The following is a 14,286-nucleotide window of genomic DNA, read 5'->3' as shown; positions in this document are numbered from 1 at the left end:
TCACCGAGTCAGGAGTCAGGATTCAGGAGGAAGAAGGTTAAAGATTTTTCTTTCCCTTTTCCCTTTTCCTCTTTCCTGACAAATTTGAGTTTTCTCTGCCTAAATATACTTAATCACGACCATTGATAGCAATAAGCAAGCGTAAGATAAAGACGAATAAGTTGATGTAGGTAAGGTACATTGACAAAGCTGCTGGCAAATATTCATCATTGCGATAAGTGCGAGGCAAGATGTAGAAATCAACTACTGATGCTCCAGCGAAGAGAAATACACCTATACCAGAGATACCAATTTCTAACCAACTGGGTGTGTAAACACCAAACAAGGCAAAGGCAAATTGGAGAAGACAAACCACCAATAAGGCAACAATGCCCAAACTAACGGTTTTTGTCAACGCCATCCCATCTGCTTCCGAAAGATTAGAACCGATTTTTCGGGCAGCAATGAAGGTAATTCCACAACTAAGAGCAGCAATACCAATACCTTGAATACCTACCCCTTGGGTTCTCAAAGCCACAAATACCAAGCCACTCAATGTGTATCCAGATAGTAGACTGTAAATACCCAATAGAGGTAAAGCTAGGGCTTTGTTACCTTTGGATGCGACATTTTGGGCAACGAAGAATAAAATTAATTCGAGAATTACCGCCCCAATAAAGGTAGGAAAAAAGAGTCCAGGGTTAGTGCGGATAATGCCTAAACCACCATAAGTTCCCAATGCAGTTAGGACTAATCCACCACCGACGTAGGGGAGGGCGTTAGCGATGACATTGGGTCCAACAAGTCCATGAGTTTTCGCCTCACGGAAAGCTTCACGAAAATTACTGGTATTACTCATGTCTAAAAACTACCAAAAAATATTGGAACTGAGGAAAATAACCTGCTGATTTCTATTGTTACAAATTTTTGGGTTGAGAAACCAGTGGGTTAAGCTAAAATTTTTGGCTGGGTAAAGGTTGACCAAATTCAATAATGGGAATTTCTTTAGGGTTATTTGGGGAACTGTTTTTGTTTTCTTCAGGTGTGGGCAACATTGCGGGAGGAAGGGGGGAATTGATTATGGGTGAGGGGTTTTGAGAATTTAGGGGTGGGACGGTGATTAAGGGTTGTTGGGAGTTAGTGGTGAGATTTGTGGATGGTGGTAGGCTAGTGGAGGGTGTGGTTAAGAGACTGTTAGCAGGAGAAAAGGTAATATGAGGATTTAAGACCCAGCGCGTAGGTTTTTGTCGAGAAAGAGGTTGAAGTTGTATTTGATTGGTTTGTAATTGAGTTCCTGGTGCGAGGTCAAGAACTATTCGGGTAATATTGGCGTTAAGTTGAGAAATACGAATTCTCTGAATTGCTCCTGAATATTCTTTTTGAGTGAGGACTTTACCCAATTTGGTGTTAGGCAAATCGAGAACTATTCGTGGTGGTTGCATTAGTTGGAAATATTGGGGTGTTGCAGTTGCGGAGAGACTAATTTTTAATTGCTGGGACTTGGGGTGAAATTCCCAGTTGTTAAGTTGTGCGATTGGTTGGGCAATACTGATGCTAGGAGTGAAAGCAATCAAGCCAAATAAGCTTACCCTGATAGATAGAAGAATTTGATTAGTTCTAGTTTTCATAATTTGGTTGTTTGGGGTTGGGATATTTAGCATAGACTACGCAACATTAGAAAAATTGACGTGACGGTAATTAAATTGTCTGATAGCGTAGCGTGGCGCAAGCCATATCAGGATTTTAAGGATTTACAGGATGGGGGACTCGGTGATTAATTGTCTGAATCAGGATTTACAGGATTTCAGGATTTACAGGATGAGGGATCTGTTTGCAGATGAGGTTGCTAATTTGACGGTGATTAATTGTCTGAATCAGGATTTCCAGGATTTCAGGATTTACAGGATGAGGGATCTGTTTGCAGATGAGGTTGCTAATTTGACGGTGATTATACTCAAAACGGCTTGATTGTTTGATTCTAAACGTAGGGGTAAAGCAAAAGCTTATTGGTGTCAACTTAACGTAAAACATCTATCCCGCAAAGAACTCAAGTCGTCTGATTCCCAGTCTCTGACTGGGAATGAATTCTAGAAGGCTCTGCCTTCAATGATATTAGAGGCAGAGCCTCATCAACTGCATTCCTAGTCAGAGACTAGGAACGAGATGTGGTAGGGATTTGAGCTTAAGTTGACACCTATGAAGCTCTTGCTTTACCCCTGCACATCTGGGTTCTTTGTCATTTGGCAAAAGTTTAAATCTCACCCGTGTTTAGTATAATTGGTAGCGATCGCTGTGGGAATTTGTCTGAATCAGGATTTACAGGATGAAGGATTCGGTGGTTAATTGGTGGCGATCGCTGTCCCTAGATCCCTAGATCCCCGACTTCTCTAAGAAGTCGGGGATCTGAAATAACTCTAATCGCACCAAAATAAGGTTGTTAATTTGAGGATAATTAATGATGAGCGATCGCTGTGGGAATTTGTCTGAATCAGGATTTACAGGATGAAGGATTCGGTGGTTAATTGGTGGCGATCGCTGTCCCTAGATCCCTAGATCCCCGACTTCTCTAAGAAGTCGGGGATCTGAAATAACTCTAATCGCACCAAAATAAGGTTGTTAATTTGAGGATAATTAATGATGAGCGATCGCTGTGGGAATTTGTCTGAATCAGGATTTACAGGATGAAGGATTCGGTGGTTAATTGGTGGCGATCGCCCCTACTAAATTCTTCAGGGAAATTGAGCGATAGCGAAGCGCTGCTGCAAGCAGTTCGCTTCACTCGCAGCAATTCTCATTTTGAAAAAAAGATAGCGAAGCAGCAATTCTCATTTTGAGAAAAATAAAGTATTAGCCCCGATTTTGGAATTCAAAATATAGTACAAAGTAACTATTTTTTAGCCATTGCCTCTGGCTAAAAAAACAGTCGGGTTGAAAAATAAGTATGAATACTCAATAAACTAGAGAGATTGCTTGACAACGAATGGGGAAAATCCAGTTTATCGTTCGGGTTTTAGAATAGGGAATCCAAGGGAAATAAAAATTTATAATTGTTGTCAGATGATGTAAAATCGGTGAGTTAAAAATCTGATAGTGCATCAAATTACTCAAACATGACTCCAAAGACAGCGACACTAGAAATTCCTGAATTAATGCAATTTTTACGTCAACAATTACATGATTTACCTGATGAAAGAAAACCTGGAAATAATACGAAATATCAGGTAGAAGACGCAGTGATGGCAGCATTTTCAATCTTTTTTACGCAGTCAGCGTCTTTTTTAGAGCATCAAAGATTAATGAAAAGCAATAAAGGAAAAGATAACGCAGAAAGTTTATTTTCAATTAAGAAAATCCCCTGTGATAATCAAATAAGAAATTTGTTAGATCCAGTTCCAGCCGCTACTATCTTTATGACTTTTCAAGAAGTCTATGAATGGTTAAATAAAAATGGAGTTTTGAAAAAGTTTGTCTATTTAGATGAAGAAATTTTAATCGCTTTAGATGGGACAGAATATTTCTCATCTAAAAAAATTAGTTGCCCTCATTGTAATTGTCGTAATCATCGAAATGGAACTACAACTTATTTTCATGGCTGTGTCACACCCATTGTAGTTTCTCCTAATCAAAAACAAGTAATTAATTTAGAACCAGAATTTATTAAAAAGCAAGATGGGCATCAAAAACAAGATTGTGAAAATGCAGCGGTTAAAAGATGGTTAAACAAGAATCATCAAAACAAGTATGGTTATGCTGCAACTCTTTTAGGGGACGACTTGTACTCTCACCAACCTATTTGTGAACTAGCTCTAAAACAAGGTTATAATTTTATTTTTGTTTGTCTGGAAGCGTCGCATAAAACTGTATATGAATGGCTAGACTTCTTAGAAAAAAGTGGAGAAGTTGCAACCGTTGAAACCAAACAATGGGATGGACGAAAAAATTTAATTTATCGTTATCGTTATGCTTCTAGAGTTCCCTTAAAAGATGAAGACTCCAGTCTCGAAGTTAATTGGTGCGAAGTAACTGTTATTAATGAAAAAACACAGAAAATCATCTACCAAAATAATTGGATTACTAATCATAAGATCACTGAAAATAATGTTGAAAAAATTGTCAAGGCTGCACGCAGCAGATGGAAAGTTGAGAATGAAGGGAATAACGTTCTTAAAAATCACGGTTATAATTTAGAGCATAACTTTGGTCATGGAGAAAATCATTTGTGTGAGTTATTATTGTCTTTGAATTTATTAGCTTTTTTATTTCATACTGTTTTAGATTTAGTTAATTATACCTATCAGAAAGTTCGTGAGTTATTAGTAACCCGAACTTCTTTTTTTAATGATATGCGTAGCCTATTAAAATTTATTTGGTTTAAAGATTGGTCGGATTTTTTCTCATTTATTCTCAGGGAATATGTCCCATTTAAAAAAATAAATTCTGGTTGAAAAATGTCAATATATTGAAAGAGGAGGAGAAAGTTATTTATTCAAAAAACTATAAATTTGCTTAGAATTTCAGCTAGATTGGTAAGTTGAAATCAATTCTTCATGTCTAGATTTTTAAAGATTTTTAAAACCCTATCTATCTCCAGCGTCGGATGATAATTATCTATTAAAAAAGAATAATTTAATACAGGGTTTACACTTAAATTAAGAGAATTTTATCTTATTTTTTTCAAAATGAGAATTGCTGTTTTTTTTCATGAGTTTTTGTTGTTAATCTAAAGTTAGTTAATCAAAAATTTACTTAAAAAAGGAACTCGTAAATGATTATCGTCATGAAAGTTGGTTCCCCACAGGAAGAAATAAATCGGATTACCACAGAATTATCAGGCTGGGGACTAACTCCAGAAAAAATTATTGGTCAACATAAGGTGGTCATTGCTTTAGTTGGGGAAACGGCTGATTTAGACCCCCCCCGCATTCAAGAATTGAGTCAATGGATTGAGAAAGTATTACGAGTGGAAGTACCCTATAAACGAGCCAGTCGTCAGTTCCGTCACGGACAAGCCTCTGAAGTGGTGGTGAATACTCCTCAAGGTGATGTGGTGTTTGGTGAACATCATCCTTTGGTAGTTGTGGCTGGACCCTGTTCTGTGGAAAATGAAGAGATGATTGTAGAAACGGCGCTGCGGGTAAAGGCGGCAGGAGCTAAGTTTCTGCGAGGTGGCGCCTATAAACCCCGCACGTCACCCTATGCTTTTCAAGGTCATGGTGAAAGCGCTTTGGAATTGTTAGCAACCGCGCGGAAAGTCAGCGGGTTGGGGATTATCACCGAAGTTATGGATACGGAAGATTTGGAGAAAATTGGCGAAGTTGCCGATGTGATTCAGGTGGGGGCGAGAAATATGCAGAATTTCTCCATGCTGAAGAAAGTGGGAGCGCAACCCAAACCAGTGCTGTTAAAACGCGGTATGGCTGCCACTATTGAAGATTGGTTAATGGCGGCTGAGTATATTTTAGCGGCGGGTAATGCCAATGTAATTTTGTGTGAACGGGGAATTAGAACTTTTGACCGTCAGTATACTCGCAATACCCTGGATTTATCGGTTGTACCAGTATTGCGAAAATTGACCCATTTACCCATCATGATTGATCCTAGTCATGGTGTGGGTTGGTCTGAGTTTGTCCCTGCTATGGCTATGGCGGCGATCGCAGCAGGTACGGATTCGTTAATGATAGAAGTACATCCCAATCCAGCTAAAGCCTTATCGGATGGACCCCAATCTTTAACCCCAGACCTGTTTGATAAATTAATGTCAGAATTGGCGGTGATTGGTCAAGTCATGGGAAGGTGGTCAAATTAATGCCGCCATTCGCTTTTTAATGTCCAATCCCAGACAATTCAGGGCGCAGACCCTGCGCCCCTACAGTAAGATATCACTACTTTCTAGAACCGTTTCATCTAGGCTTTCTTTAATCCTACGGATTGGTAAATTAGCAATTAAAGCTGTTGTCCGTTGGCTGCTTTCTAGGCAAAACTCTAAACCGTCTGTTTCTATTTCGACATAGCGACAAACGATTTCCAGGATTTCCCGACGCATTTTTTCTAAAGTTTGGGGGTCTAAGTCCGCACGGTCATGGGATATTACCACTTGCAAACGACGTTTAACGTCATCGCGGCTGTTATCGGGACTACGAACAAAAAATTTTTCTAAAATTTCAAGAATCATTGCGGGTATGTGTAAGGCAGAAACACTGGCAAGTAAATTAAACAATCTTTGACCACAACATCTTTCTCAACCGAGAGAAGATGTTGTTATTAGATGAGTCAAGCTCCAGAAATTCGACAGTTTCCCCTTCCAATCTCCGAGCAATATTCTCAAAAGCGGTGGCAGCTAAAGAGGAAGTGTCTGATAATACTAAAGGTTCGCCACGATTGGTAGAAACAATCACCCGCTCATCGTCGGGGATGATTCCAATTATGGGGATGGCGAGAAGTTCCTGAACATCTTCTACAGACATCATATCATTTGCCTGTACCATTGCCGGTCTAATCCTGTTAACTATTAAGTTAATTTTTTTGACACCTTGGGCTTCGAGTAATCCCACTACCCTGTCAGCATCACGGACGGCGGAAATTTCGGGAGTGGTAACAATTAGGGCTTCTTTAGCGGGTGCAGTCGCATTTTTAAACCCCATTTCAATTCCTGCGGGGCAGTCAATCATCACATACTGGTACTTTTGCGCTAAAGCATTTACCAGTAACTTCATTTGGTCGGGTGTAACGGATTCTTTGTTGCGATGTTGGGTAGCTGGGAGAAGTACCAAATTAGGTTGTCGTTTATCTCTAACTAAAGCTTGTTCTAAACGACACTCCCTTGCCAAGACCTCTACTGCTGTATAAACAATACGATTTTCTAGTCCTAGAAGTAAATCTAAATTTCTCAGCCCAAAATCTGCATCAATTAAGGCTACTTGTTTGCCTATTTTGGCTAAAGCCATCCCTAAATTAGCTGAAACTGTGGTTTTACCGACTCCCCCTTTACCGGAGGTAATGACAATAATGCGAGTCATGATAATGCTTTATGAAAGTTCAGGGAACAACAATAAAATATTTTTATTGCTATTGATTGATTCTAATTTAGTAACCTAACAGAAATTAATTACATATCCAGTATATTGCAGGTAAATGAGGTACAAATATTAATTATCAAACCTTGCACCGAAAGGGTTTTACTGCTGACTGTTAAAAGCTGCTGTAGATTCTTAACTGGGCAAGAATTTTAGATCAGATTTTGTGTAATTAATTGCATTCGACTACTTAATTGACTGCGGGAAAAATCATCGGCTTTAACAATGCGAATTCCTTCAGGTGTAATATGTGCAACTTCAGGAAAGAAGCCGGTGAGGGTTTTTTCTGGGGATCTAGCAACAGCATCAGCTATTCGCAATTGGGTTGCTTCCATTTGCAAAGCCATGATCAGAGATTCCCGATTCCCACCGGCACCAGCATGGGCAACTCCCCGCAATCGTCCCCAAATGAGAATATCCCCATCGGCAATGACGATACCACTAGGATTGATATCTCCCAAGATGATTACCGTACCGGGATGACGAATTTCCACACCTGATCTGACCGTCATTTGCAGATAGAGGGCATCTGCTAGGGCGCTGGGAGTCAGTTGAATATCCGAGGTGAGGGATGTTTGGAGTTGGATTTGTTCTACGGAATAACCCAGGGTACAAGCGGCGATCGCAGTTTGTCTTCGACTGGTAGCTACAGATTTTAGTTGAATTTGGTATGTATTTAAAGTTTCTGCCAAATCTTGCAATTGTCTGTTATCTAACAATCTATCTTTGGCTACTAGATGCAGGAATGTATTTGGTTTCCGTAAGCGATCGCCCGCATTGAGACGCTGTTTCATTTGTTGCCAAATTTCCCCCCAATTAAATTCTGATGCCGGTACTTGCAACTCGGTGGGCAAAATTAATAATAGTCGCTCTCCTTCAGTTTTTAACTGAACTTGAATATTATGATCTACCTTTTGTTCTATTAATTCTAAATCAGTATTTGGTAAATTAGCTAAAATAGCACCAGTCTCCCCCTCATTAGGAATATTAAATTCTGGATTTTCAGCAGCAGAATTACCCTTTAAATAAGCAATTACAGAATTTAACTCTGAATTAGTAGGGATAATGGGACTAGATTCTACTTTATGATCAGCAAAATCTGTATTTATCTTGCCAGAGTTAGAATTATTTACCTCTTGATCAACTTGATAAAAAACCGATTCTGATTTCAGAAATTCAGACTTTATTTCATCAGGTTTAGCAGAATCAGCAACATCTACATTGTCTGGGACAGAATGAGAATTATTTACCTTTTTATCAACCTGATGAAAAATTGATTCTGACTTAGGAAATTCAGAATTTATTTCATCAGGTTTAGCAGAATCAGAATTCATGCAGCACTAGCCAAAATACACTAAAATTTGAGATTTTCATAAAAGATTGAGAATTGGTAATTGGTAATTGGTAATTGGTAAGACTCTTGCCCCTTGCCTCTTGCCTCTTGCCTCTTGCCTCTTGCCTCTTGCCCCTTGCCTCTTGCCTCTTGCCTCTTGCCTCTTGCCTCTTGCCTCTTGCCTCTTGCCTCTTGCCTCTTGCCTCTTGCCTCTTGCCTCTTGCCTCTTGCCTCTTGCCTCTTGCCTCTTGCCTCTTGCCTCTTGCCTCTTGCCTCTTGCCTCTTGCCTCTTGCCTCTTGCCCCTTGCCTATTCCCTATTTCCTATCAATCTTTGATAAACTAATCCTAAAGCATCAGTATTACCGACATTACCGGGAAACAACACCACTGGCAAATTAGGAAACAGGGGATGATCAGATGGGGTAATTACCATTGAACAACCTGCTAAAATTTGACCGAGTAATCGGGCTGAAGTTAAAGCCAGTCCCGTACTCAAGACATCGTTAGAAGTAATACCCCCCTTACTGATTAGGAATCCTAGATCAGATGGTAAACCCTGGACAATATCCATAAGTAAAGCTGAAACTGTATTGCCAAAATCTAATCTAGTTTTGACATCTTTAAAAGCCAATTCCTGACGGCTAGTATAAACTACTGGCGTTTTACCAGCACCATGTACTACTTTGACATTTTCGATAATCTCGATTAGCAGTTTAGCAGATTCATTTACCCCATTCTCAAGTAATCTGCCCACATTCACTTCTATACCTACCGTCCCCTCAACTTTTAATAATGATTCTAACTGTTGAGTTGTCTTTTTAACGTGAGAACCAACAATAATTACACCGGGTTTACCACCGCGCACATATTTTGCCATATTTTCAGCAGCAATGGGTTGAGGTGGCAAGGCAGCCAAAGCTGTTAAAATACTAGCAGCAGAACGGAATAAAAAGCGTTTTCCCCGACTTGCGGCTGTTAATACATCTACCGCAAAGGTATTCAGATCCTCTTGATTTTCCCCGTCTACAACAGCACACTGATTATTCTCAAGTTGTAACAAGCTTTCTAAACTACTAGCACGGATATCTGCGAGTGAAAATCTAGTAACATTATCTTCTTTAATCCGCCCCTTAGTTTTTTCTTCTACATATTTAGGCAGATAGCTGTAATTATACCCAAAAACAGAATCACGGGCAAATTCTGTTTCATGTACAGGAGTAGGAACATCATCAATAATTAGATAATGAATACTGTCGCGGGTAATTCTTCCCCCTTCAAAAAATGCTGGTACAAGAAAATGAGCATCAAAGGGACCGAGTTCTTCGGCAATCACATCAGTTTCTATGGGATAATGTCCCCGTAAGGTAGAGTCAGAACGACTAACTACAAGAAAATCGGCGATTTTTTCCGCTGCTAAGGCAAGTTTCAGGTTATGACAAACTTCTCTAGTTACAGATGCGGCTGCTTCTGGGGTGAGGGAACGAGTATTTGTTAAAATGAAGAAAATGGGAGCATCATCTTTTAGTCCTAAACGTAAGGTTTCTACATCCCAACGCATTAAGAGTAAACAACTATGGACGGTTTGTGAACCAGTGGGATCATCATCAAGGACAATTATTTTAGGTTGGTTATTCATAAATAAGTAGGTTGGCGTTGAAAATTGTCGTTATGGCAAGGCAAAAGGCAATACTTCGACTTCGCTCAGTAACCAGAGGCAAGAGGCAAGAGTGAAGAGGGTTTGGGCGATTTTACGTTTCTTTACACAGTTTGGTTTTATTGTGTTCACCTACTTATGTGAATGGTGGTAGATATTCGACATCTAAAATTTGATCAATTGTGTAAGGGCAAATTGGAGGAAAGCAATTTAAACCGTTTTTCTTCTTTGCTTGTCGGGCTGCTGTATCAAATGTTTTACCCCTCCCTAGCCCTCCCCTTATAAAGGGGAGGGAACTGGATTTTTATTGTTACCGCCCTTTGCAAGGGTAAAGGGGGGTAACAATGTGATGAAAATTACGGGATACCACTTTTAAAACATTCTCTAAGGCAATCTGCAATGATTGATTAAGAAGTTGAGCATATTCACTAGCTTAACTACTAACTTGTAAGGTTTGCAGATTAGCTAAATTATTTACCACTAAATCTTGGTTATTAGCAAGCAGTTTTTTATTATCGCGCAAAATCCGTTCACTTCTCAAAGCGCGGACTAAATCTTCTCGAATTAAGTAGGTTGACGTTGAAAATTGTCGTTATAGCAAGGCAAGAGGCAAGAGGCAAGAGGCAATAGTAAAGAAGTTTTCAGCGATTTTACGTTTCTTTACACAGTTTGGTTTTATTGTGTTCACCTACTTAGTTGTAGTGCAGATATTACCTGTTCTCTGTCGCTAATGTTACTTCGGGTGTTACCGGAGTTAGGAAATCAGTTTTCATCTAGGATTTGTTCTAAGGAAGCAATGGGGGTAAGGCGGAATATGTCAAGAGAAAATTCTGAGCGATCGCTGACTAGTTTTCTTGCTTCTTGATGCTATTTATTGTATTTTAACTTAGTTTTGGTTGATTATCAGAATCAGGATGTCTGGTTACTGAGCGAAGTCGAAGTACAGGATTTCAGGATTTTCAGGATGTTGGTTATCATTTTTCTTTTGGGGATTTGATTATTCATTTTTGATTGAACATACATAATTTACCTTAAATTTCATCACTTTCTTTGTCTGAATCAGGATATCCAGGATTTGAGGATTCTCAGGATGTTGGTTATCATTTTTCTTTTGGGGATTTGATTATTCATTTTTGATTGAACATACATAATTTACCTTAAATTTCATCACTTTCTTTGTCTGAATCAGGATATCCAGGATTTGAGGATTCTCAGGATGTTGGTTATCATTTTTCTTTTGGGGATTTGATTATTCATTTTTGATTGAACATACATAATTTACCTTAAATTTCATCACTTTCTTTGTCTGAATCAGGATATCCAGGATTTGAGGATTCTCAGGATGTTGGTTATCATTTTTCTTTTGGGGATTTGATTATTCATTTTTGATTAAACCTACATAATTTACCTTAAACTTCCATCAACACCCACCAATCAAATCCTGTACATCCTTAAATCCTGTAAATCCTGATTCAGACAATTAATTAAATCTCATCAACACCCACCAATCAAATCCTGTAAATCTTCAAATCCTGGATATCCTGATTCAGACAAATTCCCAAAAATCAAATCCTGTACATCCTCAAATCCTGGATATCCTGATTCAGACAAATTCCCAAAAATCAAATCCTGTACATCCTCAAATCCTGTAAATCCTGATTCAGACAATTAATTAAATCTCATCAACACCCACCAATCAAATCCTGTAAATCTTCAAATCCTGGATATCCTGATTCAGACAAATTCCCAAAAATCAAATCCTGTACATCCTCAAATCCTGTAAATCCTGATTCAGACAATTAATTAAATCCATCAACACCCACCAATCAAATCCTGTACATCCTCAAATCCTGTAAATCCTGATTCAGACAAAATGAAAAATGTGTGCTATACTGAATCCAGATACCAAAATCAGCTTTTTGGAGAAAAATATTTTCCGCCTCACGGCGGGGGGTTTAAGAAGGGAAAAGAGAAAGAAGGGCAGAGGGTGAAAGGGTAAGAGTATAAAGGGCTACAAAGTCCTGAACGAAGACACGACCCGAAAACCGCAGCGGCCGTAGCGATAGTCACGCAAATCCCCATGGCGATGCGCAGACCGACAATCCCCAGCGCGGTTGAGCCAAGAACCGCCGCGCAAGAGCCTAGAGGTTGCGCTTAGAACAGTCGAGGCACCACCATCCGTAGGCGCATTTATATAATTTTCTTGATAATCATCTTGACACCATTCCCACACATTCCCGTGCATATCGTACAAACCAAAAGCATTAGGGGGAAAAGTTCCTACATCTGTAGTTTGTTGGCGATATTGACCTTCGGGAGCAGAAGCGTAGGGATAATTACCGTCACAGTTTACCAGTTCTGGAGTAATACTTTCACCAAAATAAAATGGTGTAGTAGTTCCGGCACGACAAGCATACTCCCATTCCGCCTCACTGGGTAATCTGTATTTTTTTCCTGTTCTTTGACTGAGCTTTTGACAAAATGCAACTGCATCATCCCAACTAACATTTTCAACAGGACGGTTATCGCCTTTGAATTTAGCAGGGTTATTTCCCACAATAGCTTGATACTGCGCCTGTGTCAATTCATATTTCCCCATACAGAAACTCGGAACTGTCACTTGGTGTTGGGGATTTTCATCTGAACCTCGTTCTGCTTCATTTGCGGGTGAACCCATCATAAATGTTCCCCCTGGGATTTCCACCATTTCCAACAAAACACCATTTCCTAAGTCTTCCGTGAAGTATTTTGCACTGGCGTTGCGGCGGTTGGTGATGCTTCCAGTTGCGTCTGTGGTGACAACTTCAAAACTGAAGGTTTGAAGTGGGGGAGTAGTAATTTTTGGTGTTGGTTCTGGTGTTGGATTTGGAGTATTTGGAGAAGTTGTAATTTTTGGTGTTGAGGTTTGATTTTTATTTCCAGAAAATAAATTTTGTCCTACAACTGCGATAACAGCACCACCAACAACTAAACTCACAGTTTGAATAAAATCTCGACGAGTTGTATTTTTCTGCTTCTGAGAAATTGGTTTTGGTTGATATTTAATAGGTTGAGGTTGTAGTTGAGGTTTTGGAGGTGGTGGTTGTAAAGCTTTTTCTATTTTCGCTATCCTTTGTAAAATCTCTTGGGTATTTTGAGGACGATCCTTGTATAAAGTTTGCATCATCTCATCTAGCAAATCTGCCAACATTTTTGATATTTGCGGTGCATAATTACGCCAATTTAATGTCGCATGATAAGAATCATACATTTCTTGATCAAGTGGTTCTTTACCCGTGAGTAAATAAACAAATGTCCGTCCTAAAGCAAAGAAATCAGATTGCATTACAGCGTTACCAGTCAATTGTTCCGAAGGTGTGTAACCGGGAGAATTAAATCCGGTAACTCCACCTTGCTGAATCATGACTGTGTTTGTCACCTCTCTAACTGTGCCAAAATCAATTAATACTAATTGAGTATCTCCAGCCCTCAACATGACGTTAGATGGTTTGATATCTCGGTGAAAAAAGTTTTTATTATGGACTTGTTCTAAAATAATCAGTAAATCTTTCAACCATTCTATTGCTGTAGTTTGATTAATGGGACGCAAACTATTTTTTTTCATATACTCATGTAAGTTTTCTCCCTCAATCTTTTCCATTACGAAACAATGAATTGGGGTTTTGCTGTTGCGAGAATAATGTTCAAAATAAGCGCCTGGTTCTACTTTGGGAATACTCGGATGATTAAGTTGACTTAAAACTTCGGCTTCTTGTTTAAATGCTTCTATGGCTTTCTGGCTATTATTAGTTAAGACTTTGAGAACTTTGGTTTTATTGGTTCTGACTTCATTGATTTCAAATGTATCACCAAAACCACCACCTCCTAGCCTAACTACTACCCGATAGCGGTTTTGTAGCAACAACCCTGAACCACAGGTTTCACAAAAGAGGAGATTATCTGGATTTTGCGGCTTTGAGCAGCTAGGATTGATGCACAGGCTCATAATCTTGGTAAGTAGCACATTTATCCGATATTCTACCTTAATTTACTCAAAATAAGCAGCACATTGGTAGGGTGCGTCAGACTGGATAAATCCTGCAAATAAACAGATTGTTGATATCTGACGCACCATAGAACAGATTTTTAGAGATGCAGGAGTTAGAAACCGCGTCTACACAGACAAAACTCACCTGCGTGGGTTAAATTAATATTTTGTGAAGCTGGATTGAGGGCGATCGCCTATGATAGAAAGTATATAAATCAC

10 protein-coding genes and 1 pseudogene are annotated in these 14,286 nt (G+C 39.2%); 3 read left to right on the top strand and 8 right to left on the bottom strand.

Translation table 11 applies throughout. From position 1 onward, the window contains the following. Positions 1 to 109: 109 nt before the first annotated feature. Both AA650_RS16670 and AA650_RS16665 read right to left on the bottom strand, forming a co-directional pair. Positions 110 to 838 (bottom strand): Bax inhibitor-1/YccA family protein, encoded by a 729-nt coding sequence (locus AA650_RS16670; RefSeq protein ID WP_053539862.1) that lies wholly within the window; start codon positions 836 to 838, stop codon positions 110 to 112. Positions 839 to 932: 94 nt separating this feature from the next. Beyond that, positions 933 to 1,607: an AMIN domain-containing protein gene (locus tag AA650_RS16665; RefSeq protein WP_052149955.1), complete on the bottom strand. Its 675-nt coding sequence runs from the start codon at positions 1,605 to 1,607 to the stop codon at positions 933 to 935. Between the two features lie 1,053 nt (positions 1,608 to 2,660). Between AA650_RS16665 and AA650_RS28095 the strand changes: the two genes are divergently transcribed. The 3 genes and pseudogenes from AA650_RS28095 to aroF all read left to right on the top strand — a co-directional run bounded on the left by AA650_RS28095 (position 2,661) and on the right by aroF (position 5,785). Next, positions 2,661 to 2,813 carry a hypothetical protein gene (locus AA650_RS28095; RefSeq protein ID WP_199924276.1) on the top strand — a complete coding sequence of 51 codons (153 nt, stop codon included), beginning with the start codon at positions 2,661 to 2,663 and terminating at the stop codon, positions 2,811 to 2,813. Positions 2,814 to 3,089: 276 nt separating this feature from the next. Continuing rightward, a pseudogene (locus AA650_RS16655) lies at positions 3,090 to 4,338 on the top strand (ISNCY family transposase). 406 nt (positions 4,339 to 4,744) lie between these two features. Further along, positions 4,745 to 5,785: a 3-deoxy-7-phosphoheptulonate synthase gene (gene aroF, locus AA650_RS16650; RefSeq protein ID WP_053539859.1), complete on the top strand. Its 1,041-nt coding sequence runs from the start codon at positions 4,745 to 4,747 to the stop codon at positions 5,783 to 5,785. A gap of 60 nt (positions 5,786 to 5,845) precedes the next feature. Here the strand turns inward: aroF and minE are convergent, their stop codons facing one another. The 6 genes from minE to AA650_RS16625 all read right to left on the bottom strand — a co-directional run bounded on the left by minE (position 5,846) and on the right by AA650_RS16625 (position 14,025). After that, the gene (minE, locus tag AA650_RS16645) at positions 5,846 to 6,151 is read right to left on the bottom strand and encodes a cell division topological specificity factor MinE (RefSeq protein ID WP_027404040.1); all 306 of its coding nucleotides are present in this window, start codon (positions 6,149 to 6,151) and stop codon (positions 5,846 to 5,848) included. 37 nt (positions 6,152 to 6,188) lie between these two features. Then, positions 6,189 to 6,995 carry a septum site-determining protein MinD gene (minD, locus tag AA650_RS16640; RefSeq protein WP_053539858.1) on the bottom strand — a complete coding sequence of 269 codons (807 nt, stop codon included), beginning with the start codon at positions 6,993 to 6,995 and terminating at the stop codon, positions 6,189 to 6,191. Positions 6,996 to 7,204: 209 nt separating this feature from the next. After that, complete coding sequence (minC, locus tag AA650_RS16635; protein WP_234413212.1) at positions 7,205 to 8,386, bottom strand: septum site-determining protein MinC; 1,182 nt, start codon at positions 8,384 to 8,386, stop codon at positions 7,205 to 7,207. Between the two features lie 307 nt (positions 8,387 to 8,693). After that, entirely contained in the window at positions 8,694 to 10,022 is a 1,329-nt protein-coding gene (locus AA650_RS16630; RefSeq protein ID WP_053539857.1) for a four-carbon acid sugar kinase family protein, read from the bottom strand. Between the two features lie 1,512 nt (positions 10,023 to 11,534). Beyond that, complete coding sequence (locus AA650_RS28090; protein WP_199924275.1) at positions 11,535 to 11,708, bottom strand: hypothetical protein; 174 nt, start codon at positions 11,706 to 11,708, stop codon at positions 11,535 to 11,537. A gap of 343 nt (positions 11,709 to 12,051) precedes the next feature. Then, complete coding sequence (locus AA650_RS16625) at positions 12,052 to 14,025, bottom strand: bifunctional serine/threonine-protein kinase/formylglycine-generating enzyme family protein (protein WP_053539856.1); 1,974 nt, start codon at positions 14,023 to 14,025, stop codon at positions 12,052 to 12,054. Positions 14,026 to 14,286 lie beyond the last annotated feature (261 nt).

This window comes from Anabaena sp. WA102, from assembly GCF_001277295.1.
GTDB lineage: Bacteria > Cyanobacteriota > Cyanobacteriia > Cyanobacteriales > Nostocaceae > Dolichospermum > Dolichospermum heterosporum.
This window is presented reverse-complemented; position numbering and strand designations above follow the sequence as displayed.

Excerpts from the sequence above, each read along its gene's own strand:
- AA650_RS16670 (WP_053539862.1), bottom strand. The coding sequence starts at position 838 with ATGAGTAATACCAGTAATTTTCGTGAAGCTTTCCGTGAGGCGAAAACT.
- AA650_RS16665 (WP_052149955.1), bottom strand. The coding sequence starts at position 1,607 with ATGAAAACTAGAACTAATCAAATTCTTCTATCTATCAGGGTAAGCTTA.
- AA650_RS28095 (WP_199924276.1), top strand. The coding sequence starts at position 2,661 with ATGAAGGATTCGGTGGTTAATTGGTGGCGATCGCCCCTACTAAATTCT.
- aroF (WP_053539859.1), top strand. The coding sequence starts at position 4,745 with ATGATTATCGTCATGAAAGTTGGTTCCCCACAGGAAGAAATAAATCGG.
- minE (WP_027404040.1), bottom strand. The coding sequence starts at position 6,151 with ATGATTCTTGAAATTTTAGAAAAATTTTTTGTTCGTAGTCCCGATAAC.
- minD (WP_053539858.1), bottom strand. The coding sequence starts at position 6,995 with ATGACTCGCATTATTGTCATTACCTCCGGTAAAGGGGGAGTCGGTAAA.
- minC (WP_234413212.1), bottom strand. The coding sequence starts at position 8,386 with ATGAATTCTGATTCTGCTAAACCTGATGAAATAAATTCTGAATTTCCT.
- AA650_RS16630 (WP_053539857.1), bottom strand. The coding sequence starts at position 10,022 with ATGAATAACCAACCTAAAATAATTGTCCTTGATGATGATCCCACTGGT.
- AA650_RS16625 (WP_053539856.1), bottom strand. The coding sequence starts at position 14,025 with ATGAGCCTGTGCATCAATCCTAGCTGCTCAAAGCCGCAAAATCCAGAT.